The sequence below is a fragment of the Streptomyces sp. NPDC006923 genome (genome assembly GCF_040635655.1).
Classification (GTDB): domain Bacteria; phylum Actinomycetota; class Actinomycetes; order Streptomycetales; family Streptomycetaceae; genus Streptomyces.
The window spans coordinates 494176-515373 of record NZ_JBEYIF010000004.1 but is presented as its reverse complement, the minus strand read 5'-3'; the positions used below and the strand labels follow the sequence as shown (position 1 = coordinate 515373).

General features: G+C 71.2%; 25 protein-coding genes and 1 pseudogene. 17 read left to right on the top strand and 9 right to left on the bottom strand.

The features are described from left to right. Positions 1-162: 162 nt before the first annotated feature. Positions 163-369 (bottom strand): annotated as a pseudogene (locus ABZ707_RS10765) (transposase); the annotation flags it as partial. Here ABZ707_RS10765 and ABZ707_RS10760 point away from each other — a divergent pair. Both ABZ707_RS10760 and ABZ707_RS10755 read left to right on the top strand, forming a co-directional pair. Next, positions 289-582, top strand: coding sequence for a hypothetical protein (locus ABZ707_RS10760; protein WP_360171375.1), 294 nt, complete (start codon positions 289-291; stop codon positions 580-582). The pseudogene ABZ707_RS10765 and the gene ABZ707_RS10760 sit on opposite strands and share 81 nt — an antisense overlap. 50 nt (positions 583-632) lie before the next feature. Further along, positions 633-1520 carry a phosphatidylinositol-specific phospholipase C gene (locus ABZ707_RS10755; protein ID WP_360171112.1) on the top strand — a complete coding sequence of 296 codons (888 nt, stop codon included), beginning with the start codon at positions 633-635 and terminating at the stop codon, positions 1518-1520. 162 nt (positions 1521-1682) lie between these two features. Here ABZ707_RS10755 and ABZ707_RS10750 read toward each other — a convergent pair whose 3' ends face one another. After that, positions 1683-2120 carry a helix-turn-helix domain-containing protein gene (locus ABZ707_RS10750; protein ID WP_360171109.1) on the bottom strand — a complete coding sequence of 146 codons (438 nt, stop codon included), beginning with the start codon at positions 2118-2120 and terminating at the stop codon, positions 1683-1685. 150 nt (positions 2121-2270) lie between these two features. On the opposite strand from ABZ707_RS10750, the gene ABZ707_RS10745 reads away from it, so the two are divergent. Beyond that, a complete protein-coding gene (locus ABZ707_RS10745) occupies positions 2271-2924 on the top strand; it encodes an NAD(P)H-dependent oxidoreductase (RefSeq protein ID WP_360171106.1) in 654 nt (217 codons plus the stop codon). 47 nt (positions 2925-2971) lie between these two features. Here ABZ707_RS10745 and ABZ707_RS10740 read toward each other — a convergent pair whose 3' ends face one another. The 5 genes from ABZ707_RS10740 to ABZ707_RS10720 all read right to left on the bottom strand — a co-directional run bounded on the left by ABZ707_RS10740 (position 2972) and on the right by ABZ707_RS10720 (position 8276). Beyond that, positions 2972-4384 carry a HAMP domain-containing sensor histidine kinase gene (locus ABZ707_RS10740; protein WP_360171103.1) on the bottom strand — a complete coding sequence of 471 codons (1413 nt, stop codon included), beginning with the start codon at positions 4382-4384 and terminating at the stop codon, positions 2972-2974. After that, positions 4381-5142 carry a response regulator transcription factor gene (locus ABZ707_RS10735; RefSeq protein WP_360171100.1) on the bottom strand — a complete coding sequence of 254 codons (762 nt, stop codon included), beginning with the start codon at positions 5140-5142 and terminating at the stop codon, positions 4381-4383. Before ABZ707_RS10735 ends, ABZ707_RS10740 begins: the two co-directional genes overlap by 4 nt. Before the next feature lie 79 nt (positions 5143-5221). Then, positions 5222-6259, bottom strand: a complete 1038-nt coding sequence (locus ABZ707_RS10730) for a trypsin-like peptidase domain-containing protein (protein WP_360171097.1) — start codon at positions 6257-6259, stop codon at positions 5222-5224. 145 nt (positions 6260-6404) lie between these two features. Further along, on the bottom strand, positions 6405-7427 hold the full coding sequence (locus tag ABZ707_RS10725) for a LacI family DNA-binding transcriptional regulator (RefSeq protein ID WP_360171094.1): 1023 nt from the start codon (positions 7425-7427) through the stop codon (positions 6405-6407). 24 nt (positions 7428-7451) lie between these two features. Continuing rightward, positions 7452-8276, bottom strand: coding sequence for a response regulator transcription factor (locus ABZ707_RS10720; protein ID WP_360171091.1), 825 nt, complete (start codon positions 8274-8276; stop codon positions 7452-7454). A gap of 339 nt (positions 8277-8615) precedes the next feature. Between ABZ707_RS10720 and ABZ707_RS10715 the strand changes: the two genes are divergently transcribed. The 7 genes from ABZ707_RS10715 (at position 8616) to ABZ707_RS10685 (ending at position 14153) form a co-directional block, all read left to right on the top strand. Beyond that, positions 8616-9488 carry an alpha/beta fold hydrolase gene (locus ABZ707_RS10715; protein WP_360171088.1) on the top strand — a complete coding sequence of 291 codons (873 nt, stop codon included), beginning with the start codon at positions 8616-8618 and terminating at the stop codon, positions 9486-9488. A 101-nt stretch (positions 9489-9589) separates the two neighbouring features. After that, positions 9590-9844, top strand: coding sequence for a MoaD/ThiS family protein (locus ABZ707_RS10710; RefSeq protein ID WP_319682044.1), 255 nt, complete (start codon positions 9590-9592; stop codon positions 9842-9844). A 10-nt stretch (positions 9845-9854) separates the two neighbouring features. Further along, positions 9855-11168, top strand: coding sequence for a hypothetical protein (locus ABZ707_RS10705; RefSeq protein ID WP_360171084.1), 1314 nt, complete (start codon positions 9855-9857; stop codon positions 11166-11168). Between the two features lie 134 nt (positions 11169-11302). Beyond that, positions 11303-12052, top strand: coding sequence for a DUF2993 domain-containing protein (locus ABZ707_RS10700; protein ID WP_360171081.1), 750 nt, complete (start codon positions 11303-11305; stop codon positions 12050-12052). Between the two features lie 502 nt (positions 12053-12554). After that, complete coding sequence (locus ABZ707_RS10695; RefSeq protein ID WP_360171078.1) at positions 12555-13394, top strand: sulfurtransferase; 840 nt, start codon at positions 12555-12557, stop codon at positions 13392-13394. 29 nt (positions 13395-13423) lie between these two features. Beyond that, positions 13424-13711 carry a DUF1416 domain-containing protein gene (locus ABZ707_RS10690; protein WP_014047432.1) on the top strand — a complete coding sequence of 96 codons (288 nt, stop codon included), beginning with the start codon at positions 13424-13426 and terminating at the stop codon, positions 13709-13711. A gap of 151 nt (positions 13712-13862) precedes the next feature. Next, positions 13863-14153 (top strand): DUF3099 domain-containing protein, encoded by a 291-nt coding sequence (locus tag ABZ707_RS10685; protein WP_360171075.1) that lies wholly within the window; start codon positions 13863-13865, stop codon positions 14151-14153. Between the two features lie 122 nt (positions 14154-14275). Here ABZ707_RS10685 and ABZ707_RS10680 read toward each other — a convergent pair whose 3' ends face one another. Beyond that, entirely contained in the window at positions 14276-14644 is a 369-nt protein-coding gene (locus ABZ707_RS10680; RefSeq protein ID WP_360171072.1) for a DsrE family protein, read from the bottom strand. Positions 14645-14751: 107 nt separating this feature from the next. Between ABZ707_RS10680 and ABZ707_RS10675 the strand changes: the two genes are divergently transcribed. The 6 genes from ABZ707_RS10675 (at position 14752) to ABZ707_RS10650 (ending at position 19799) form a co-directional block, all read left to right on the top strand. Then, on the top strand, positions 14752-15558 hold the full coding sequence (locus tag ABZ707_RS10675) for a hypothetical protein (protein WP_360171069.1): 807 nt from the start codon (positions 14752-14754) through the stop codon (positions 15556-15558). Next, positions 15555-16460, top strand: a complete 906-nt coding sequence (locus ABZ707_RS10670) for a hypothetical protein (RefSeq protein WP_360171066.1) — start codon at positions 15555-15557, stop codon at positions 16458-16460. The genes ABZ707_RS10675 and ABZ707_RS10670 overlap by 4 nt, the downstream gene beginning before the upstream one ends. Further along, complete coding sequence (locus tag ABZ707_RS10665; RefSeq protein ID WP_360171063.1) at positions 16457-17440, top strand: hypothetical protein; 984 nt, start codon at positions 16457-16459, stop codon at positions 17438-17440. The genes ABZ707_RS10670 and ABZ707_RS10665 overlap by 4 nt, the downstream gene beginning before the upstream one ends. Positions 17441-17711: 271 nt before the next feature. Beyond that, positions 17712-18284: an FABP family protein gene (locus ABZ707_RS10660; RefSeq protein WP_360171060.1), complete on the top strand. Its 573-nt coding sequence runs from the start codon at positions 17712-17714 to the stop codon at positions 18282-18284. Positions 18285-18385: 101 nt separating this feature from the next. Beyond that, a complete protein-coding gene (locus ABZ707_RS10655; RefSeq protein WP_360171057.1) occupies positions 18386-18823 on the top strand; it encodes a transcriptional repressor in 438 nt (145 codons plus the stop codon). A gap of 10 nt (positions 18824-18833) precedes the next feature. Further along, positions 18834-19799, top strand: a complete 966-nt coding sequence (locus tag ABZ707_RS10650; RefSeq protein ID WP_360171054.1) for a folate-binding protein — start codon at positions 18834-18836, stop codon at positions 19797-19799. Between the two features lie 75 nt (positions 19800-19874). On the opposite strand, the gene dtd is transcribed toward ABZ707_RS10650, so the two are convergent. After that, positions 19875-20312: a D-aminoacyl-tRNA deacylase gene (gene dtd / locus ABZ707_RS10645; protein WP_360171051.1), complete on the bottom strand. Its 438-nt coding sequence runs from the start codon at positions 20310-20312 to the stop codon at positions 19875-19877. Positions 20313-20478: 166 nt separating this feature from the next. Between dtd and ABZ707_RS10640 the strand changes: the two genes are divergently transcribed. Beyond that, positions 20479-21153: an ABC transporter substrate-binding protein gene (locus ABZ707_RS10640; protein ID WP_360171048.1), complete on the top strand. Its 675-nt coding sequence runs from the start codon at positions 20479-20481 to the stop codon at positions 21151-21153. Positions 21154-21198: the final 45 nt, after the last annotated feature.

Below are 21198 nucleotides of genomic sequence, written 5' to 3'. Positions count from 1 at the left end.
CGAACGTTTTACAGTCCCCTTCCTGGCTTTCGACCCCTCCCAAACCAAGGTCAAAAAGACGAGTTAAAGATCTGCACGCCCTTAGCGTCCTTCTGGCGGTGGGCAGGTCGGGCATGGCCTCGCCGGTGGCGAGGACTCTGCCCACCTCGTAGCGGGCGGCCGACGTCTGTTCTTCGGGCCAGGCGGCCATCCCGGGTCGGAGCGGGTGGGCTTCGGTGCACCGGCCGGCGAACCGGTCGTTGTGCGGAGGTTCCGGAACCCGCGCCGGACGCGGGCCGGGGTGAGCTGGTGCGCTGGTGTTGGCTTCTCCCACGGTCGCCGCAGGTCGGAGGCGAGCAGTCGGGCGAGGCGGAGCTGGGTGTAGGCGGCGGCTGCGTCGGCGCGATCGCGGCGCTGCACCGGGGCGAGCCCTGTGGCTTCTCCCTCAGCCGTCGCACCGACTGGATCGAGTGGTCCGTCCGGCCCTTCCTGGTCTTCGACGTGAACGACAAGGCCCTGCTTCCCGTCCTGTCGGCGTCGTCGGGCGAAACCCTCGTGTGTGCCACCGGCGCGCCTTCCGGGGCTGACGTGTCCCGGTCATAATTCGAGGGCTGCTCCCACTGACCCCCACGGCCGACGGAGGCACCCCCCACATGACCACATCCACTGGCACGCGCCGCGCCTTTCTCACCGGCGCTCTCGCCGTCTCCGCCACCGCGCTCATCGGCGCGGGCCCCGCCGTCGCGGCCCCGCCCCGCGCGCTCGCCGTACAGGACTGGCTGGCCGGCTTCGCCGACTCGACTCCGCTACGGCAGTTGACCATCCCCGGCACCCACAATTCCGGCGCCCGGGTCGGCGGACTCTGGGTGGCGTGCCAGGACACCAGCGTCGCCGACCAGCTCAACAGTGGTATCCGCTTCCTCGACGTCCGCTGCCGGGCGTTCGACAACGCCTTCTCCATCCATCACGCCGCGTACTACCAGAATCTGAACTTCGACGATGTGCTCGGCGCCTGCCGGGACTTCCTCCGGGCGCATCCCTCCGAGACCGTCCTGATGCGGGTGAAGCAGGAGTACTCCACCGAGAGCGACGCCGAGTTCCGGCGGATCTTCGACACCTATCTCGACGGCAGGGGCTGGCGTTCGCTCTTCCGGCTCGACCCCACCCTGCCGACGCTCGGTGAGGCGCGCGGCCGGATCGTCCTGCTCGCGGACAACGCCGGGCTGCCCGGGGTGCGTTATGGCGACTCCGCGCTGTTCGACATCCAGGACGACTACGAGGCGGAGCCCTTCGCCAAGTACCCGCAGATCGAGGCGCAGTTCCGCCAGGCGGCCCAGCAGCCCGGGAAGATGTACATCAACTACGTCAGCACGGCCGCGCTGCTTCCGCCCCGCTGGAACTCCGACCGGCTCAACCCGCAGGTCCACACCTTCCTCGACGGCGCGGAGGCGAGCGGCTGGCGCGGCCTCGGGATCGTGCCGCTGGACTTCCCGGCCACGCGCGCCGGACTGGTCGAGTCGCTGATCCGGCACAACGGCTGACGGGGCGGGCGGCCCGGTGGCGGCCGGGCCGCCCGGACACCGCCGTCCCGCCGTGAATATGACGGTCTGTCAGCTCTGCCGGGGGTGTCAGGCACCGTCAGGCCACCGGAGGGACGGCCGACCGGGGACGGCGCGGGCGGTCCTGGCGCGCCGGGCGGCCGGTCACGCGTTCGCCGCCGCCGAATCGTCGAAGGCGTTCTGGTGGCCGCGGATCTCGGAGTGGTGGTCCGCGGACCAGGCGGCCAGCTCCAGGACCGTGGAAAGGAGCGAGGTGCCCAGGGCGGTCAGCGAGTACTCGACGCGGGGCGGGACCTCCGCGTACGCGGTGCGGTTCACGAGCCCGCTGCGCCGGAGGTGCTTGAGGGTGAGGGTGAGCATGCGCTGGGAGATGCCGGGGATCATCGCCGCGAGATCGGAGTAGCGGGTCGGGCCGTCGGCGAGCGTGCCGATGATCAGCACGCTCCATTTGTCGCCGACCAGATCAAGGATCTCGCGGATGAAGTCCGCGTCCTGGCCGTCCCAGCGCGCGCAGGGACCGGGCGTGCCCCGCACGCTCGCCCGCACATCGCGGCGAGCCGCTCCGATTCTGCTCGTGCTCATGGGTGTCGCCTCTCCGCAGCGCACATTCATGTGTGTCCTCGCACATGAATGTGCCTTTTGTGGACGTCCTCATCCTAATCAATAGTGGGGCTACGAACATCCCGTAAGTAATACAGCCCTCGGTCACCCACCGCTACGGAAAGCGCCACCATGTCCTATCTTCTGCGGATAGATTCCTCCGCCTCCGGCAACGCCTCCTTCTCCCGGCAGGTCGCCGACACATTCGAGGCGGCCTGGGACGGCGAGATCGTCCACCGGGACCTCGCCGTCGACCCGATCGGCCATCTCGACGCCGTCGGCATCGCCGCCCGTACCGTCCCCGCGGCCGAGCACACGGCCGACCAGAAAGCCGCGGCGGCCGTGCAGGACGCACTCGTCGAGGAGTTCCTCGGCGCGAGCGCCTATCTGTTCGCCGTCCCGATGTACAACCTGACGATGCCCTCGGTGTTCAAGGCGTGGCTGGACCACGTCATGATCGTCGGCAGGACCATGGGCCTCGGCGACGCCGTTCCCACCACCGGGCGCCCCGCCGTCATCGTCTCGGCCCGGGGCGGCGGCTACGGCCCCGGCGCCCCGCACCACGGCAAGGACTTTGTCGTCCCGGCCCTGGAGGTCATCCTCGGCGACCCCGCCCTGATGGCCCTGGACGTCCGCGCGATCACGCCCGAGCTGACCTACGCGCCCGTGATGGAACCGCTGCGGCATCTGGTGCCGCTGCACGTCAGCTCACTGGAGAACGCGCACGCGCTGGCCCGCCGCTACGCCGAGGAACTCTCCCCGGCCGCCGCCGCCCGCACCGCCTGACCTGTCCGGCCGTCCGGCCTGGCCCGCACGGCCGCTCCGGTGTCACCTCAGTACGTCTCCGGCGGCGGCGTCGGCGCTCCCGGGATACGGATCCATGCGACCGTGCCGCCGCCCTCCGCCGGACGGAGCGCGATCTCGCCGGCGGTCTGCTGGACGGTGCGGGCCACGATCGACAGGCCGAGACCCGAGCCCGGCAGCGCACGCGCCGACCGCGAACGCCAGAAGCGTTCGAAGACATACGGCAGCTCCTCGGCCGGGATCCCCGGGCCGTGATCGCGCACCGTCAGCTCGCCGGACGCGCTCAGCACGACCTCCACCGAGCCGCCCGCCGGGCTGAACTTCACCGCGTTGTCGAGGACATTGACCAGCGCGCGTTCCAGGGCGGCCGGCTCGGCCCGTACGTACCAGGGGCGCAGATCCGCGCGGATGGTCAGCTCCGGGCCGCGCAGCCGGGCCCGTTCCAGCGCGCTCTCCACGATCTGGTGGAGCGCGACGACCTGGAGGGGGCCCGGATCGGCGGCGTCCGGGCGGGACAGCTCCTGAAGATCGCCGATGAGCGAGGCCAGTTCGGTCATCTGCGCCTTCACGGACACCATGAGTGCCCTGCGGTCGTCCGGCGGGATGGCCCGGCCGGTCTCCTCGCTGCGCGCCAGCAGCTCGATATTGGTACGGAGCGAGGTGAGCGGGGTCCGCAGCTCGTGGCCCGCGTCGGCGATCAACTGCGACTGCCGGTCGCGGGAGGAGGCGAGCGCGGCGGTCATGGAGTTGAAGGAACGGGACAGCCGGGCGATCTCGTCCTCGCCCTCGACCGGGATACGGACGGTGAGGTCCTCCGTCCTGGCGACGTGCTCGACCGCGAGGGTCAGCCCGTCGACGGGCCGCAGCGCCTCCCGGGCGACCCAGAGGCCGGCCGCGCCCGCGCCGATCACCCCGATGCCGGCGACGGCCGCGAGCAGCAGGGCCAGCCTGTTCAGCGAGGTGTCGATCTCGGCGAGCGGACGCGACACGGAGACGGCGGCCTCGGCGCCCGGTCCGAGCAGCACGCGCTGCGTCCGCACGCGGACGGCGGCGCCGCTGTCGGTGGTGCTGTTGTGCAGGCTGTCCTGTTCGGTGCCCCGGGCGACCGCGACATCCTGCGGCTGGACCTTCACGGGCTCCGAGTACGGGAACACACAGCGCCCGCCGTCCCCGCTCACCACCTGGATATACGCGAAGGCGGTGGTGGTGATGGTGTCGGGGCTGGTGCCCGTGGCGCAGTTGTTCAGCGCCTCCCGTACGGCGGCGGGCTGGGCCGAGGTGTTCTGGAGCGAGTTGTCCAGCTCGCTTTCGAGCTGGGCGCGCGTCAGCAGCCAGCAGGCGACGGCCGCGGCGGCGACCGCCACGGCCACGGCCAGGGCGACCAGCAGCGCCAGACGCGAGCGGATCGGCAGCGCGCGGAAGCGGCGTACGGGAGAGATCACTCCGGACCGCCACCGGTCGCCGCGCCCGTACCGCCGCTTCCGGATTCGGCGCGCAGGGCGTATCCGACGCCTCGCACGGTGTGGACCAGCCGGGGCTCGCCGCCGCTCTCCGTCTTCCGGCGCAGATACATCACGTACACGTCCAGCGAGTTGGAGCTGGGCTCGAAGTCGAAGCCCCAGACGGCCTTGAGGATCTGCTCCCGGGTGAGCACCTGCCGGGGGTGCGCCAGGAACATCTCCAGCAGAGTGAATTCGGTACGGGTCAGCTCCACCCGGCGGTTGCCCCGGGTGACTTCGCGCGTCGTCAGGTCCATCCGCAGATCGGCGAAGGCGAGCACGTCGTCCCGGGCCGGACCGCCCTGGTCCGTCGCATAGGAGCTGCGGCGCAGCAGGGCGCGGATCCGGGCGAACAGCTCGTCCAGCTCGAAGGGCTTGACAAGATAGTCGTCGGCGCCGGAGTCCAGGCCGGTGACCCGGTCGCCGACGGTGTCGCGGGCGGTCAGCATCAGGATCGGCACCTTCGAGCCGCCGGCCCGCAGGCGGCGGGCCGCCGTCAGACCGTCCATGCGCGGCATCTGGATGTCGAGGACGATCAGATCCGGACCGTAGGCGGCGGCCTTGGTGAGAGCGTCGACACCGTCGACGGCGACCTCGGTCCCGTAGCCGTCGAAGGCGAGGCTCCGCTGGAGCGCCTCGCGGACGGCGGGCTCGTCGTCGACGATCAGGATGCGTTGCGGATCGCCCTCGGCGGGACTCATGTCGCTTCTACCTCGTCAGCTCGGTGGGACGGATGACCGGTGCTAACAGCGTCGCACGGCCGGCCGCGGCCCGTGCCGGTCAGACGGAGCTGTTGGTGCCGCCGGAGCGCAGTGCGGCGAGGTCGGCCTTGACGGTGTTGACCGGGATGGCGAACCCCAGACCGACACTGCCCGCACCGGAGTCGTCGCCGGCCGTCGCCGAACTCGGCGCGTACATCGCGGAGTTGATGCCGATGATCTGGCCGTTCATATTGATCAGCGCGCCGCCGGAGTTGCCCGGGTTGAGCGAGGCGTCGGTCTGGAGCGCCTTGTACGTGGTCTTCGAGGACCCGGTGTCGCCGTTGAACTGGCGCCCGCCGAACTCGAACGGCCAGCCGCCGTCGCCCTGCTGTTGCTGCTCTCCCTGGTCCTGCTCCCTGGCCACGGTGACATCGCGGTCGAGGGCCGAGATGATGCCGCTGGTGACGGTGCCGGTCAGGCCCTCGGGAGAGCCGATGGCCACGGCCTGGTCGCCGACCCTGACCTGGTCGGAGTCGCCGAGCGTGGCCGTCTTCAGGCCGCTCGCGCCGTCCAGCTTGACGAGCGCGAGGTCCTTGTCGGCGTCGGTGCCGAGGACCTGCGCGTCATAGGTCTTGCCGTTGCTGAGCTGGACCTTTATCGACGAGGCACCGGCGATCACATGGTTGTTGGTGATGACCTGGCCGTCCGAGGTGATGATCACGCCGGAGCCGGTGGACTGGCCGCCGCTCGATGCCGCGTTGATCTCGACGATGCTCGGCGAGACGGCCTGGGCGACACCGGCGACGGTGCCCGAGCTGCTCTGCGAGACGGTCGTCCCGCTGATGACGGTGGAGCTGCTGCCGGTGGTGTGGTCGGTGTACTGGCCGACGAGCGTGGCCGTACCGCCGCCGACGACCGCGGCGGCGATCGCCACGGCCGCGAGCAGCGCGAGGGGGCCCTTGGCCCGGCGCGCCGGTGCGGCGCCGCCATGGCCGTGATGGGCCGGAGGAAGGGGTCCGTACGCGGGCGGCGGCGGGTAGGCCGGGCCCGTGGACCATCCGGAGGACTGGTGCTGTCCGTTGCCTTCGTCGCCGCTGAGGCTGTTGTAGTCCGTCATGGGAACGACTGTCGGACCCGTAGATGAGAACCGGCTGAGGACGCTCTGAGAAGCCCGACAGAAGGGTGTATGCCCGATGTAAAGGCGTCGGCCTTCCGGCCGGGGGCCGGTCTTCGCGCGGGGCCGCGGGAGGGGCGCGCGGGCGTTATGCGCAGCCGCAGGAACGGCGCACGATCAGCGCGGACGGGAACTGTTTCACGCGTTCCCGCCGTGATCCCGCGACCCGCAGTCCGTCGTCCAGCACCAGGTCCACCGCCGCCCGTGCCATCGCGGGGCGGTCGGAGGAGATCGTCGTCAGCGGCGGGTCCGTGAGCCCGGCCTCCTTGACGTCGTCGAAGCCGGCCACGGCCAGCTCACCGGGGACGTCCAGGCGCAGCTCACGCGCGGCCCGCAGCACGCCGATCGCCTGGTCGTCGGTGGAGCAGAAGATCGCCGGCGGTCTGTCGGGACCCGCGAGCAGCTCCAGCGCGACCCGGTAGGCGTCGTAGCGGTTGTACGGCGCCTGAAAGAGGCGGCCCTCCACGGACCGCCCGGATTCCAGCATGGCCCGGCGCCAGCCCTCGACATGGTCGGCCACCGGGTCGCCGACGGAGGGCGTGGACTCGACCCCGCCGAGGCAGGCCACATAGGGATGGCCGTGCTCCAGCAGATGCCGGGTGGCGAGCTGGGCGCCGCCGATGTCGTCGGTGACGACCGCCACGTCGTCGATCGCCTCGGGGCGCTCGTGCAGCAGCACCACCCGGGCGTCCCACGCCTCGATCTCGGCCGCGGCGCGTTCGCTCGGGCCCTGGCTGACCAGGATCAGCCCCGAGACCCGCATCCCGAGGAAGGCCCGCAGATAGTGGACCTCGCGCTCGTCGCGGTAGTCGGAGTTGCCGACGAGGACCATTTTCCCGCGCTCGGCCGCCGCCTGTTCCACCGCGTGCGCCATCTCGGCGAAGAACGGCTGCCGGGCGTCCGGTACCACCATCCCTATGAGGTCGGTCCGCCGCGAGGCCATCGCCTGGGCGACCCGGTCGGGCCGGTAGCCCAGCTCCTTGATCGCGGCGAGTACCCGCTCGCGCGTGGCCGGGGCGACCGGCCGGGGTCCGTTGTTGATGACATAGCTGACGACCGCGGTCGAAGTCCCCGCCAGTCGTGCGACATCGTCCCGCGTCACCTTGGCCACGCGCGGCAGTCTACGCGTGATGACCTACCGCTTGGCAGGCCGTACCGCACCTTCCCCGGCCTCGTCGAGCGCGGTGTCCGGCGCGTGGTGCCGAGGCCCTTCCGCGGCCTTCTCGTGGTGGGGTTCCGCCGGGCCGGCCGCGGCCTTCGCCTTGGCGTCCTCGGAGCCGCGCTCCGGCTTCTCCGGTGCGACGAAGCGGTAGCCGACGTTGCGCACGGTCCCGATGAGGGACTCGTGCTCGGGGCCGAGCTTGGCGCGCAGCCGCCGTACATGGACGTCGACCGTCCGCGTACCGCCGAAGTAGTCGTACCCCCAGACCTCCTGGAGGAGCTGGGCGCGGGTGAACACCCGGCCCGGGTGCTGGGCGAGATACTTCAGCAGCTCGAACTCCTTGAAGGTCAGGTCGAGGACCCGGCCCTTGAGCTTCGCGCTGTACGTCGCCTCGTCGACCGACAGATCGCCGTTGCGGATCTCCATCGGGGAGTCGTCGGCCGAGATCTGCTGGCGGCCCGTCGCGAGCCGCAGCCGGGCCTCGACCTCGGCCGGACCCGCTGTGTCGAGCAGCACGTCGTCGATGCCCCAGTCCGCGGTGACGGCGGCGAGGCCGCCCTCCGTCACCACCAGGATCAGCGGGCAGCCGGGTCCGGTGGACCTCAGGAGCTGGCAGAGCGAGCGCACCTGTGGAAGGTCGCGCCGGCCGTCGATCAGGATGACGTCGGCACCGGGGGTGTCGACGAGAGCGGGCCCTTCGGCCGGGGCCACCCGCACATTGTGGAGCAGCAGCCCGAGGGCGGGGAGCACCTCCGTCGAGGGCTGGAGGGCATTGGTCAGGAGCAGCAGAGAGCTCATCGCCGACCACCTGCCTGGATCGGGCTGTTGCCATACACGGTTCGCTTGCCCATTACGTCGGTTCCTCCTCGGTCCCTGCGAGGACGTATGCGGCACTGCTGGTACTGCTGTACTGGTTACTACCGATACTGCATTTGTACTACTTGTTGCGTTTGTGGTGCTTGTCCCGCGATGCTGCCGGGTCGGCCCCGCGTCCCTGGGGCCCGCCTTCCTTCTGTGCCTTCTGTTCCTTCTGTGTATGAGTTCCGTTTACGTCATCTGTCTGTAACAACGCTCGGGAAACACAAAAGGACCCGGGGGCTACATTGCCCGGATCCTGTTCCGAGCAGAATAACCCACATGCGCTCCGTGTCCGAGGGTCAAGCCCGCAGATCATCCGTTTCCGACCGCTCGCCGGGCGGCCGGAGGGCGGTGCTCAGGACCGCCGACGGCGTCTCCGTCGAGGCTGTGTACGCCTCGTGTACAGCAGGTTTCGCGGAAGATCGCGGACCGGCCGGCGGGACCGCGATCGTGGTCGCCCACGGCTTCACCGGATCGGTGGACCGGCCCGCCGTACGCCGCGCCGCCCGGGTGTTCGCGCAGCGTGCCGCCGTGGTGACCTTCTCGTTCCGTGGCCACGGACGCTCCGGCGGTCGCTCCACGGTCGGCGACCGCGAGGTCCTCGACCTGGCGGCGGCGGTGGAATGGGCACGCTCCCTCGGCCATTCGAAGGTGGTGACCGTGGGCTTCTCGATGGGCGGCTCGGTCGTCCTGCGCCATGCCGCGTTGCACAGGGGGCGCACGGAGGCGCGGACGGATGCCGTGGCGGCCGTGAGCGCGCCCGCGCGCTGGTACTACCGGGGGACGGCTCCGATGCGGCGGCTGCACTGGGTGGTGACGCGTCCCGCCGGACGGCTCGTCGGCCGCTACGGCTTCCGGACCCGGATCCACGACCGGGACTGGGACCCGGTGCCGCTGTCCCCGGTCGAGTCGGTCCCGCTGATCGCGCCGACACCGCTGCTCGTCGTGCACGGCGACCGCGATCCGTACTTCCCGCTGGACCATCCGCGCACGCTGGCGGCGGCCGGACCGGCGGAGCTGTGGCTGGAGCCGGGTATGGGCCATGCGGAGAACGCCGCCGACGAGGCGCTGCTGGGGCGGCTCGGGGACTGGCTGGTGAACGCGGCGGTACCGCCCGGTGCCGGACGGCCGGAAGAGGTCCGGGAGGCGTAGGGCCGCTCGTCCGGGATGCGGGAGCGCGGGCCCCGGGAGCGTGGCCCGTCTCCGGCCGGTGCGGGCCGTCGTCCACAATGGACCCGGCGAAAGGAGTACCGATGGCAGCGGGCACGATCCGCTACTGGGCCGCGGCCAAGGCCGCGGCGGGCATCGCGGAGGAGCCGTACGCGGCGGACAACCTGGCCGAGGCGCTCGACGCGGCACGGCTGAGGCATCCGGGCGAGCTGGTCCGTGTACTCCAGAGGTGTTCGTTCCTGGTCGACGGCGACCCCGTGGGGACCCGTGGCCATGAGACCGTACGGCTTGCCGAGGGCGGCACGGTCGAGGTGCTCCCGCCGTTCGCAGGAGGGTGAACCGCACAACATGAGCAACGATCAGCAGCATCCGTACGGTCAGGACCAGCCGCACTCGTACGGTCAGTATGGGCCGGGCCGGTACGGCGAGCAGGGCACTCACGACCAGGGCGCGTACGACCAGTACGGCCGCCCCCGGCAGCCGTCCCAGGGCGCTCCCCAGGACCAGGACACGTCCGGGGGCTGGGCCGAGCCGCGGCAGCCCGCACGGGGCCACGAGGACGCCGCGCAGACCTGGGAGGGCCAGACCTGGGACACCCAGTACCAGCCGCAGGTGGGGTGGCAGCAGGCGCAGGGACACCAGGCCGGGGCCCAGCAGCCGCAGCAGGGGACGTATCAGTCGCAGCAGCACCAGCAGCACCAGCAGCACCAGCAGCACCAGCAGCACCAGCGGTCCGCCGCCGCCGACACCGCGTATCTGCCGCCGCAGAGCGCCTATCCGCTGCCACCGGAGGCGTCCTCGCCGCACGAGTCCGCCGCGCCCGCGCCGCGCGAGACCGCCGCACCGGCCGCCCCGCCCGCCGACTCCGGCGGCTACAACGCGCCCACCACCATGGGCAACGCCCGGATCACCGACGCGCAGCGGGCCCGCGCCGAGGGCCGGTCGCCGATCATCCCGCCGGGTATGCAGCCGGCCGGGCTGACCGCGCTGCTCGGGCTGCTGCTGGCCGGAGGCGCGGCCGTCGGACCGTACGCGCTGCTCGTCCCGCTCGTCCTGCTCCAGGCCGTCACCGCGGCTGGCTGGTTCCGGCTGAACGGCATGTGGCCGGCCCGGCAGGGCATCGCGCTCGCCTTCCTGGGCGGCGTGACAGCCGACATCGTCCTGCTCGCCGTCGGCAAGGAGAACGCGCCGGCCGCGATCATCGGCACGCTCGGCGTGTGGGTGCTGCTCACCGTCGTCCTGCAACTGCGCAGCCGCGCGGGCGCCGACGAGCGGATGCAGGGCCTGATGGCCACGGTCGCCTCGGCGGCGCTCGCCATCCTCACCGCGGGACATCTCGCCGCCGTGCCGGACGCGGTCGTCGTCGGAGCCGTCGCGGTCGCGGCGGCGACGGTCGCCCGCGCGCTGCCGCTGCCGGGTGCCGTCTCCGTCGTGGTCGCGCTGCTGGTCGCGGCGGGCGCCGGGATCGTGGCCGGGGGGCTGACGGACCTGGGCTCGGGCGCCGCGCTGCTGGGGCTGGGCGCGGGCGTCTGCGCGCTGGTCGGGCTGCGGGCCGCGAGCTACGACTACCCGTCCCGCTTCGTGCACATGACGGCGGGAGTGGCGCTGCCGCTCACGGCCGCCGCGCCTGCGGTCTACCTGCTGGGCCGCGTGCTGGCCTGAGCGGCGCTCCGGCGGGGGCCGGGAACCGTACACCCCCGCCGGACGTCGGTCACTCCGGCAGGAGCCATCTCCCGACTGGCGTTACGCTCACGATCGTCAGGGGGCCGAAACGACCCAGTGGGGGATCCCGAGCAATGCGCGCACTGCGAATTCTGCTGATACTCGTCATCGTCTTCGGCGGGCTGTTCGTCGCCGCCGACCGCGCGGCCGTGTACTTCGCCGAGGGACAGGTGGCCGACAAGATCAAGTCGAGCCAGGGGCTGACCACCGATCCCCAGGTCTCCATCAAGGGCTTTCCCTTCCTGACCCAGATCCTCGGCTCCTCGCTGGACGAGGTCGACATCTCCCTCGACGGTGTCAGCGCCAGCGCGGACGGCCACAATGTCGAGGTCACCGATGTCCAGGCCGAGCTCAGGGACGTCACGATCGACAGCAGCTTCTCGTCCGCGACTGCGGCGACGGCCAACGGCTCCGCGCACATCTCGTACGCGGACCTGGCCAAGTCGGCGCCGAAGGGCGCGAGCGTGGGCTACGCCGGGGCCGAGCGGGCCGCCAAGGGGCAGGTCAAGCTCTCCGGTTCGCTGACGGAGGTGCTGGAGGGCGCGGGCATAGCGGTTCCCGACACGGTCAGGGCCCTGCTGGGCGGCCAGACCGTCACCGCGTACAGCACGGTGTCGCTGGAGGGCGGCAACACGGTCCGGCTGCGGGCGGAGGACCTGCCCCAGCTTCCGGTGCCGGGGCTGAACGACCAGGTGCGGGACGTGGTCAACTACGACCTGAAGATCGACGGGATGCCGTCGACCATCAAGCTCGACAAGGTCGTCGCCGCCGAGGACGGTTTGCGCTTCTCGGGCACGGGTACGGACGTCTCGCTCTCGGGCTGAGCGCCGGGATGCCCACGCGCCGGGTGCCCGCGCGCCGGGTGCCCGCCCCGGACGGCTCCGCGCCGGATGGCCCGGAGCGGTGGCCGGCCGGATGGTGAGACGCCGGAGTCCGGTCCGCAGATGGAAAGCGCGCGCGGCGGCCCGGCCGGCCGGCGCCCACCCGGCCGGCCCGGCCTTCGTCTCACCTGTTGGACGATCGCGTCTCATCATGCGAATCACCGGTGACATGGCTGCCTGAACGTCCCTACGATCGACATATGCAGTGCTTTATCAGCGGTCTCCGGCAGCGGGGACAGGCGGATCTCACGAAGCGGCGGGCAGTCGACCTGTGCCGCGTCTCCGCCATGCTCTGTCGCACTGTCTGAGCGGGACGTCAGCGTCCCGTTTTCCAGGTCCTTCGAGTAGCTCAGGGCCACTCCGCGCCGTACGCAGGCCTCCCCGCCCCGTGCCCGGAAGCCCTCCCCGTATCACCCCGCCGCACACTGCCCCGGAGGAGAAAAGCATGAGCCGCAGCGACGTCCTGGTAGACGCCGACTGGGTCGAGGCCCACATCGACGACCCGAAGGTTGTCATCGTCGAGGTCGACGAGGACACCTCCGCCTACGACAAGAACCACATCAAGAACGCGGTCAGGATCGACTGGAAGGCCGACCTCCAGGACCCGGTCCGCCGCGACTTCATCGACCAGGAGGGCTTCGAGAAGCTCCTGTCGGCGAAGGGCATCGCCAACGACGACACCGTCGTCCTCTACGGCGGCAACAACAACTGGTTCGCCTCCTACGCGTACTGGTACTTCAAGCTCTACGGCCACGACTCCGTCAAGCTCCTCGACGGTGGCCGCAAGAAGTGGGAGCTGGACTCCCGCGACCTGGTCGAGGCCGTCCCGGAGCGCGCCGCCACCTCGTACAAGGCCAAGCCCCAGGACACCTCGATCCGCGCCTTCCGTGACGACGCGGTCGCCGCGATCGGCACGCAGAACCTGGTCGACGTGCGCTCGCCCGACGAGTTCAGCGGCAAGCTGCTCGCCCCCGCGCACCTCCCGCAGGAGCAGTCGCAGCGTCCGGGCCACATCCCGACCGCCCGCAACATCCCGTGGTCGAAGAACGCCAACGACGACGGCACCTTCAAGTCGGACGACGAGCTCAAGGAGCTCTACACCGACGAGCAGGTCGACCTGTCGAAGGACACCATCGCGTACTGCCGCATCGGCGAGCGCTCCGCGCTGACCTGGTTCGTGCTGCACGAGCTGCTCGGTGTCGAGAACGTCAGGAACTACGACGGCTCCTGGACCGAGTACGGCTCGCTCATCGGTGTGCCGATCGAGCTCGGCGCCAACAAGTAAATCCGCCCCGACCCGGAGGACTGAACAGTATGTGTGGAGCACAGGCCGGCGGCCCCGACGCCTCGACGATCAAGCCCGGTGAAACCACCATCCAGGGTTCCGTGACCCGTGACGGCGAGCCCGTCACCGGTTACGTGCGTCTGCTGGACTCGACCGGCGAGTTCACCGCCGAGGTCCCGACCTCGGCGACCGGGCAGTTCCGCTTCTACGCGGCCGAGGGCACCTGGACGCTGCGCGCGCTCGTCCCCGGCGGCACCGCGGACCGTACGGTCGTCGCGCAGACCGGTGGTCTCTCCGAGGTCGCGATCGCGGTCTGAGTTCGTCGCAACCGGCCGGAGGGCCGCACCCCGGGGAGTTGGACGCTCACTGGAAGGGGTGCGGCCCTCCGAGCCGCTCCGGGGGCGGCCCGTCCCGGAGGCCCGGTCCGCGCGAGGTCCGCTCCGGGCGGTTCGGTCGTACGCTGGAGGCATGTACACGCGACGGCGTCGTTGGTACTTCCTGTTGATGGGCGGATGTCTGGCCCTCTTCGTCTCCGCCTGGGCCTTCGTACGGCTCTGGTCGGTCCCGGCCGCTGTCGGGCTCTGTGTGGTCGCCATGATCATCCCGCCGGTCGCCGCCATGGTGGGAAACGCGCGCGGCAGGGACGACCGCTGGTGGGACGACCCGACCGGGGACCCCACGTCCGACGAGTGGTGGGACGAACTGGACGGCAAGAAACGCGACAAGCCACCGTCCGACGGGCGCAGGCAGGACCTGTAGACGCGCACCGGATCCGTTGAAGGGCGCGCGGGCGCCCGGCACCGCCCGTACGGCCTGGCTCGTCCTGGGCGTGACCGCCCGGACGGGACGGACTGACGCGCGACGGGTGAGCGCGCGCCCGATCAGTAGACGAGTGCCTGAACGCCCTCGGCCATGACCTCGCTCACGAACACCTGCGCCCCGGCGATCCGCACACCCTCCAGCACGTCCTTCTCCGCGATGTCGCGCCGCGCCGCGCACTGGGTGCACAGCGTGATCAGGCCGCCCGCCTGGATCGACTCGATGAGATTCGGCAGCGGCGCGGAGTGCGGCAGCTCGAACTCAGCGGCACGTCCGGGCAGCGCGAACCACGCGGACTCGCCCGTCAGCCAGAGCGAGACCTCCACTCCGCTGGCCACGGCGACCGCGGCCACCGTGAAGGCCTGGGAGCACCGTTCCGGGGCGTCGGACCCGGCGGTCACTTTGATCACGAGCTTCTTCGCCGATTGCATATGCCGAACTGTAATCCGCCGCCGTACAACCCCTCTTCACACTCAGGGGTCAGGTCTGTGCGCGGGTAACGGAATCCGCGCCTCAGGTCTCGTGGGGGGACCCCCTTTTGCCATCACTGCCAACTCCGGAGCCGGTGGGCTTTCCGGAGCCTCAGCCTTTTCCGGCCCGGCCGCCCAGGCCGCCGCGCCGACGCGGCCGTACGACCCTGCTGATCGCCGCGGCCGCGGCGCTCGGTGTCATCGGCGGCGCCGCCGCCGGTTATACGGTCCAGGCCGACCGCGCGCCCACCCCGCTCGCGGCACTCTCCCAGCCGGGCCTGGCCTATCCCGCCAAGCCCCTCCCGAAGGGCAAGGAGGCGGACCCGCTGTCCGCCAAGGAGGACCACCGGGTCAGAACAAACGGCGATCTGCGCACACTGCTGCTCGCCAAGCCCTCCGGCACGCGCGACGGCGACGCGTACGGGATCGGCAAGGGCTGGCTCTCGCTCAGCGGTTACGCCCTTGACTTCGAGAGCGAGGACTACATGTTCACCGAACTGGCCGGGGCCGACCTGCGCCGGATCGCGGTCACCAGCTGGGAACAGGGCGAATACCGCACGACGAACATCACGCTCGTGCAGTTCCAGGACGGATCGAGCATGAGCGCCGTCGACCACGCCGAGGGCCAGCAGGCGTACATGCCCGACCCGAAGAAGGGCGCGGGGAACTCGGGCGACCCGGTCAAGGGCAGCGGCAACGGCCGCTACTACGTGTACCGGGCCAGCCCGGAGACGGCGCGATACATGGCGTCCTACCGGGCCCGTGCCATCGCGCAGCGCGGCAACATCATGCTCGACATCAACATCCTGGACACCAAGCCGATCAGCAAGAAGGACATCCGGACGCTGGCCGAGCGGCAACTGGAGCGCCTGTGACCGAAGACCGGAACACCCCGCCCGCCCCGGAGCCGGCCGACGAGCCCGCCCCGCCGGCCCCGGTCGAACCGCCGGCCCCGGTGGAACCGACCGCTCCGGCCGAGCCGGTGGTCCCGGCGCCGCCCGTGGCCGGTCCTGACGGCGCTCCCGCGTCTCCGGCCGCGCCGCCCCGGCGCACTCTCGCGCGGCGGCTCGTCGGGACCGTACTCCCCGCCGTCCTGGTCCTCGGCGCCGCGGGCGGCGGGATCGCGTACACCAAGAACACCGTCGACCGGGCCGACAAGACCGCGCCCACCACCGTCTGGCAGAAGACGGCAGCCAAGCCGGACCGGGACCCGGCCGGTGACATCGGCAAGGGCCGGACCGACAGCGACCTCAGCCGGAAACTGCTGCCCGTGCCCGAGGGCTTCCGCCTCGGCCCGGACCTGGGGGAGTTCGGCAACGACGGTGAGCTGACCGCCAAGCAGGCGACGACGCTCATGAAGTCGGTCGGGGAAGGGCTCTCCGGCAGGATCCGGCGGGAGCTCAACAAGGAGATCGACAAGCTCGGCGTCAAGGGGCTCGCCTCGCGCTCCTACACCACGGATGAGGGCGACCTCGTCGCCGAGATCTATGTCATGCGGATCACCAACCGCGAAGCCGTCCACAGCTGGTACAAGAGCCAGTCGCAGCGCCCCGGCGCCCGCAAGGGCCCGGCCGTCGAGGGTCACAGGAAGGCCGCCTGCTTCCTGGCTACCCAGCACGCCAAGACCGAGCTGGACGCGATGGAGTGCGTGGCGTACGACGGCGAACTGACCGTCCAGGTCGTCGCGTACGGCACAAAGCCGCTCGACACGTCCGCCGTGGCCGATCTGATGAAGAATCAGCTCGGCCACATCGCATCCCCGGGGAAGTACATATGACCGAGCAGGCAGCCCCTCCGGCGGAGGCCGCGCCCGCGCCGGGCTCCGGCCCGGTGGCCGGTTCCGCCGTCACGGACGCGCCCGCGCCGGTGGCCGTCCCCCAGCCCGCGCCCGCCGCCTCCGTACCGCCGCTGCCGGACCGGCCGCCGGTGCCACCGGCCGCCGGGCTCCCGGGGCCGGAAGCGGGAGCCCTTCCCGGCGGGCCTCCGCGCCTGCCGGGGCCGCCCCGCCGGGTGCTGCGCGCGGTCGCGCGCTGGACCGCGGCCGTGCTGGTCTGCGGTGGCCTCGGCACCGGTGTCGCCCTCTCCCTCACCGGGATGGAGCGCACCGATGTCCCGGGACTCGCCACCCGGAGCGACGGCCGCTGGGACTACCCGCGGCTCACCCTGCCCGCCCTGCCGGCCGGCTCCCCGCGCCCGTTCAACGAGGCCAACACGGCGGAGATCCACCACGCGGATCTGCGTGATCTGCTGCTGCCCGCCCCGGCCGGGGCCACCCCCGACAAGAAGCTGACCGGCGGCTGGGTGAGCCCCGAGCGGTTCCTGGCGGAGTACGTGCCGGAGAAACGCGCCGAACTCAGGACGGGTCTGCGCGACTACGCCGTACGGCACATCGCGGCGCGCGGCTGGACGATGCCCGACGGCACCAGCGCGCGCGTGTACCTGCTGCGCTTCGACTCGATCGCGTTCGCGGAGGGTTTCAAGGACCGGCAGGTGCTCGCCGGGCTGGTCGCCGGAGCCCCGCTGGCCGCCGCGCCCACCACCGAGCTGGACGAGGAGTGGTCCGACACCGCGGGGGCCGTGCAGGACACCACGACCTATGTGTACGCGGAGCCCAAGCCGTACGGCGAGACCCAGGCCCGCCAGGCGTATGTGCTGGCCGGTGACACCCTCGCGCTGGTCGTGCAGGAGAGGAAGGGCGGCACCGCCGGTGTGCCGTTCCACCAGACGCTGATCCTCCAGAACCAGCTCCTCGGCTGAGCGGGAAGCACCTCATCGAGAGGGCCGGGCTCCCACCCATTAGGCTGGGGCCCGGCCCTTCCCGTCCGCACCACTCATCCGAGGAGCCCCCGTGCTTGAGGACTTTTTCACTTCCCTGCTGGTCCTCGTCTGCGTCGGCGTGCTCGCCTTCGCCGCTCTGACCGTGAAGAAGCTGTACCAGGGCCAGCGCTGACCCCGTCGCGCCCGCGCACCGGCGTCCGGCCCTCTCCCGCGCCTGCCCTCTCACCACTACAGATCGCCTGAGCTGCTCATGATCGAGATTCCGTCCGACCTGCATCCGGACCTTGTCCCCCTCGTCTTCCTCCTCGGCGACTGGGAGGGCGTCGGCGTCTTCGACTTCCCCGGCGAGGAGAAGGCCAATTTCGGCCAGGAAGTCACCTTCAGCCATGACGGCAGGGACTTCGTCGAGTACGTGTCCCACACCTGGGCACTGGACGCCGAGGGCAAGAAGGTCCGGCCGATCGAGTCCGAGTCGGGCTTCTGGCGGATCGACAAGGACCGCAAGGTCGAGGTCGTGATGGTCCGTGACCAGGGTGTCGTGGAGGTCTGGTACGGCGAGCTGGCCGACCAGAAGCCGCAGATCGACCTGGTCACCGACGCGGTGGCGCGGACGGCGGCCTCCGGCCCGTACAGCGGTGGCAAGCGGCTCTACGGCTATGTGAAGGGCGACCTGATGTGGGTGGGCGAGAAGTCCACCCCCGACGTCCCGCTGCGGCCGTACATGTCCGCGCACCTCAAGAAGGTCGTGTCGCCGGACCAGGTGGAAGCCTGGGCCAAGGACCTCGGTGACCTGCCGGACGACGGCATCGCCTTCTTCAAGTAGGCCCCCTCCGCACGTGGGGCCGCTCCTCCCGCGGATCCACCGGCTTCTCCGGGTCGGCGCGATCGCTCCCCGTGCGGGGCGCGCCTGCCTACACTGGGTCCGTGGTGAGCACCGACTGGAAGAGTGATCTGCGGCAGCGCGGCTACCGGCTGACCCCCCAGCGCCAGCTTGTCCTGGAAGCCGTCGACTCCCTCGAACACGCGACCCCGGACGAGATCCTCGGCGAGGTGCGCAGAACGGCCTCCGGCGTGAACATCTCCACCGTCTACCGGACGCTGGAGCTGCTGGAGGAGCTGGGACTGGTCTCGCACGCCCATCTCGGGCACGGCGCCCCGACGTACCACCTGGCCGACCGCCACCATCACATCCACATGGTCTGCCGGGACTGTACGAACGTCATCGAGGCCGATACCGAGGTCGCCGCGGAGTTCACCGACAAGCTCCGCGAGAGTTTCGGCTTCACGACGGACATGAAGCACTTCGCGATCTTCGGCCGCTGCCGCAACTGCACCGCCCGCGCCGCGAACGGCGAGTCGTAGGCTGATCGGTATGAAGAGTCCCCTGCTGGCCCTGCCCGGAGCCGTCGCCGCCGAAGGCCAGGACGAAGGTGTCGCCGCACACTACGGCGATCTGTTCCGCGAACAGCGCGCCCTCGCCGACGGCACCGGAATCGTCGACCTCTCGCATCGCGCTGTCGTCACCGTCACCGGTGACGACCGGCTGAGCTGGCTGCATCTGCTGCTCACCCAGCATGTCAGCGAGCTGCCGCCGGGCCGCGCGACCGAGGCGCTGGTCCTCTCCGCGAACGGCCACATCGAGCACGCGCTCTATCTCGTGGACGACGGCAGCACGGTCTGGGCGCATGTCGAGCCGGGCACCCAGGAGGCGCTCGTCGCCTATCTGGAGTCCATGAAGTTCTTCTACCGGGTCGAGGTCGCGGACCGCACCGACGAGTTCGCGGTGGTCCACCTGCCCGCCGGCTCCATCGCGGAGGCCCCGGCGGGCGCCGTCGTCCGGGAGACCCCGTACGGCCGGGACGTCTTCCTGCCGCGCGCCGGCCTGGAGTCCTACGCGGCGGCGCACGGCCCGCTGGCCGGCATCCTCGCGTACGAGGCCCTGCGCATCGAGAGCCACCGGCCGCGCCTCGGCTTCGAGACCGACCACCGGACCATCCCGCACGAGCTGGGCTGGATCGGCAGCGCCGTCCATTTGCAGAAGGGCTGCTACCGGGGCCAGGAGACCGTGGCCCGGGTGCACAATCTGGGCAAGCCGCCCCGCCGGCTGGTCTTCCTGCACCTGGACGGCAGCGAGGTCCATCTGCCGGGCCACGGCACCCCGGTGCGGCTCGCGGCGGACGGCGCCGAGGGGCGCCAGCTCGGCTTCATCACCACCTCGGCCCGCCACCACGAACTCGGCCCGATCGCGCTGGCCCTGGTCAAGCGCAATGTGCCGGTGGACGCGGAGCTGATGGCGGGTGACACGGCGGCGGCGCAGGAAGCGGTCGTGGAAGCCTGAGCGCTTCCCGGGCCGCCTCCGCCGGGGCCCCGGAGTGACACCGTGAAGGCGCCGGAGACCGGCGCGCTCCCGGTGTCACATGTCGAGCGTCACCGTGAACGGGCCGTGATTGGTGAGCGAGACGCGCATGTCCGCGCCGAACCGGCCCGTCTCCACCCGCGCTCCCAGCTCACGCAGCCGCGCCACCACCTCGTCGACCAGCGGCTCGGCCACCGCGCCGGGCGCCGCCGCGTTCCAGGTGGGGCGGCGACCCTTGCGGGCGTCCCCGTAGAGAGTGAACTGCGAAATCACCAGGAGCGGGGCGTTCACATCGGAACAGGACTTCTCGCCCTCCAGGATCCGCAGCGACCAGAGCTTGCGGGCAAGCTGGGCCGCCTTCTCCCTGGTGTCCTCATGGGTGACTCCCACCAGCACACACAGTCCTTCGCCGACGATCTCGCCGACCGTTTCCGTACCGGACTCCGTCACGACGACGACGCTCGCGCCGTCGACCCTCTGCACCACTGCACGCATACGGGCCAACCTATCGGGGGCCGAACGGGTGCAGATTGCACGCATGCCCGGTGGCCGGAGTGGCACGATGCACGGAGGCGGTGCGTTCGCGTACCGGTCGAGGGATGGGGGTTCCCAGCGGAGCGAGGGACGGGTCTCCCCAGCGGAGTGAGGGGAAGTACGCGCGATGAGTACATCTGGCGCCGGGCAGTCGCCCGGTCCCGTACCGACGACCCGGACGACCACGGGGACCGGCAGCGGCCCGGCGGGAGGCGGCACCGGCCTGGGCACGGGTCCTCCGGGCGCGGGCGGCGGCCCGGGAGCACCCGGCCTGCGCCCGCCCGTGCAGCGGGCCGCCGTCGACGGCTCACTGCCCGCGCCCCGGCCGTACGACTTCAGGGTCCTGCGCCTGCCCGAGCTGCGCGCGCTGCGCCGTGACTCACAGCGCGACGAGGCCGATCTCAGCTATCTGCGGCGGCTGCTCCAGGGCCGGATCGACATCCTGCGGGCCGAGCTGGCCCGCCGTACCGCGCCGGAGACCCCCGTGGTCGACCGGCTGTCGGAGATCCTCACCGACAGCCCCTCGCGGCACCGTTCGTCCGCGCGCCATGTGACGCTCTCCACACCGCGCAGCGCGGAGTACCGGCAACTGGCTGCCGAGACGCTCGCCGAGGTGGAGCTCTCGGATCTGGAGGCGCGCACGGACGAGGAGCTGCTCTCGGCGATGGGACGGCTGGTCGGCAATGAGCAGCAGCTCTCGCGCCGCCGTCACCAACTGCAACGGACCGCTGACGATTGCAGTGCGGAGATCGCCCGCAGGTACCGTGAGGGAGAAGCACAAGTAGACGACCTGCTCACGTAATGCCGCTGATGCTCATGCCGCTGATGCCTTCCGGAGCGGGTCCGG

Coding starts and splice junctions, on each gene's coding strand:
- ABZ707_RS10755 (WP_360171112.1), top strand. CDS start 633: ATGACCACATCCACTGGCACGCGCCGCGCCTTTCTCACCGGCGCTCTC.
- ABZ707_RS10750 (WP_360171109.1), bottom strand. CDS start 2,120: ATGAGCACGAGCAGAATCGGAGCGGCTCGCCGCGATGTGCGGGCGAGC.
- ABZ707_RS10745 (WP_360171106.1), top strand. CDS start 2,271: ATGTCCTATCTTCTGCGGATAGATTCCTCCGCCTCCGGCAACGCCTCC.
- ABZ707_RS10735 (WP_360171100.1), bottom strand. CDS start 5,142: ATGAGTCCCGCCGAGGGCGATCCGCAACGCATCCTGATCGTCGACGAC.
- ABZ707_RS10730 (WP_360171097.1), bottom strand. CDS start 6,259: ATGACGGACTACAACAGCCTCAGCGGCGACGAAGGCAACGGACAGCAC.
- ABZ707_RS10720 (WP_360171091.1), bottom strand. CDS start 8,276: ATGAGCTCTCTGCTGCTCCTGACCAATGCCCTCCAGCCCTCGACGGAG.
- ABZ707_RS10715 (WP_360171088.1), top strand. CDS start 8,616: ATGCGCTCCGTGTCCGAGGGTCAAGCCCGCAGATCATCCGTTTCCGAC.
- ABZ707_RS10710 (WP_319682044.1), top strand. CDS start 9,590: ATGGCAGCGGGCACGATCCGCTACTGGGCCGCGGCCAAGGCCGCGGCG.
- ABZ707_RS10705 (WP_360171084.1), top strand. CDS start 9,855: ATGAGCAACGATCAGCAGCATCCGTACGGTCAGGACCAGCCGCACTCG.
- ABZ707_RS10700 (WP_360171081.1), top strand. CDS start 11,303: ATGCGCGCACTGCGAATTCTGCTGATACTCGTCATCGTCTTCGGCGGG.
- ABZ707_RS10695 (WP_360171078.1), top strand. CDS start 12,555: ATGAGCCGCAGCGACGTCCTGGTAGACGCCGACTGGGTCGAGGCCCAC.
- ABZ707_RS10690 (WP_014047432.1), top strand. CDS start 13,424: ATGTGTGGAGCACAGGCCGGCGGCCCCGACGCCTCGACGATCAAGCCC.
- ABZ707_RS10685 (WP_360171075.1), top strand. CDS start 13,863: ATGTACACGCGACGGCGTCGTTGGTACTTCCTGTTGATGGGCGGATGT.
- ABZ707_RS10680 (WP_360171072.1), bottom strand. CDS start 14,644: ATGCAATCGGCGAAGAAGCTCGTGATCAAAGTGACCGCCGGGTCCGAC.
- ABZ707_RS10665 (WP_360171063.1), top strand. CDS start 16,457: ATGACCGAGCAGGCAGCCCCTCCGGCGGAGGCCGCGCCCGCGCCGGGC.
- ABZ707_RS10660 (WP_360171060.1), top strand. CDS start 17,712: ATGATCGAGATTCCGTCCGACCTGCATCCGGACCTTGTCCCCCTCGTC.
- ABZ707_RS10650 (WP_360171054.1), top strand. CDS start 18,834: ATGAAGAGTCCCCTGCTGGCCCTGCCCGGAGCCGTCGCCGCCGAAGGC.
- dtd (WP_360171051.1), bottom strand. CDS start 20,312: ATGCGTGCAGTGGTGCAGAGGGTCGACGGCGCGAGCGTCGTCGTCGTG.
- ABZ707_RS10640 (WP_360171048.1), top strand. CDS start 20,479: ATGAGTACATCTGGCGCCGGGCAGTCGCCCGGTCCCGTACCGACGACC.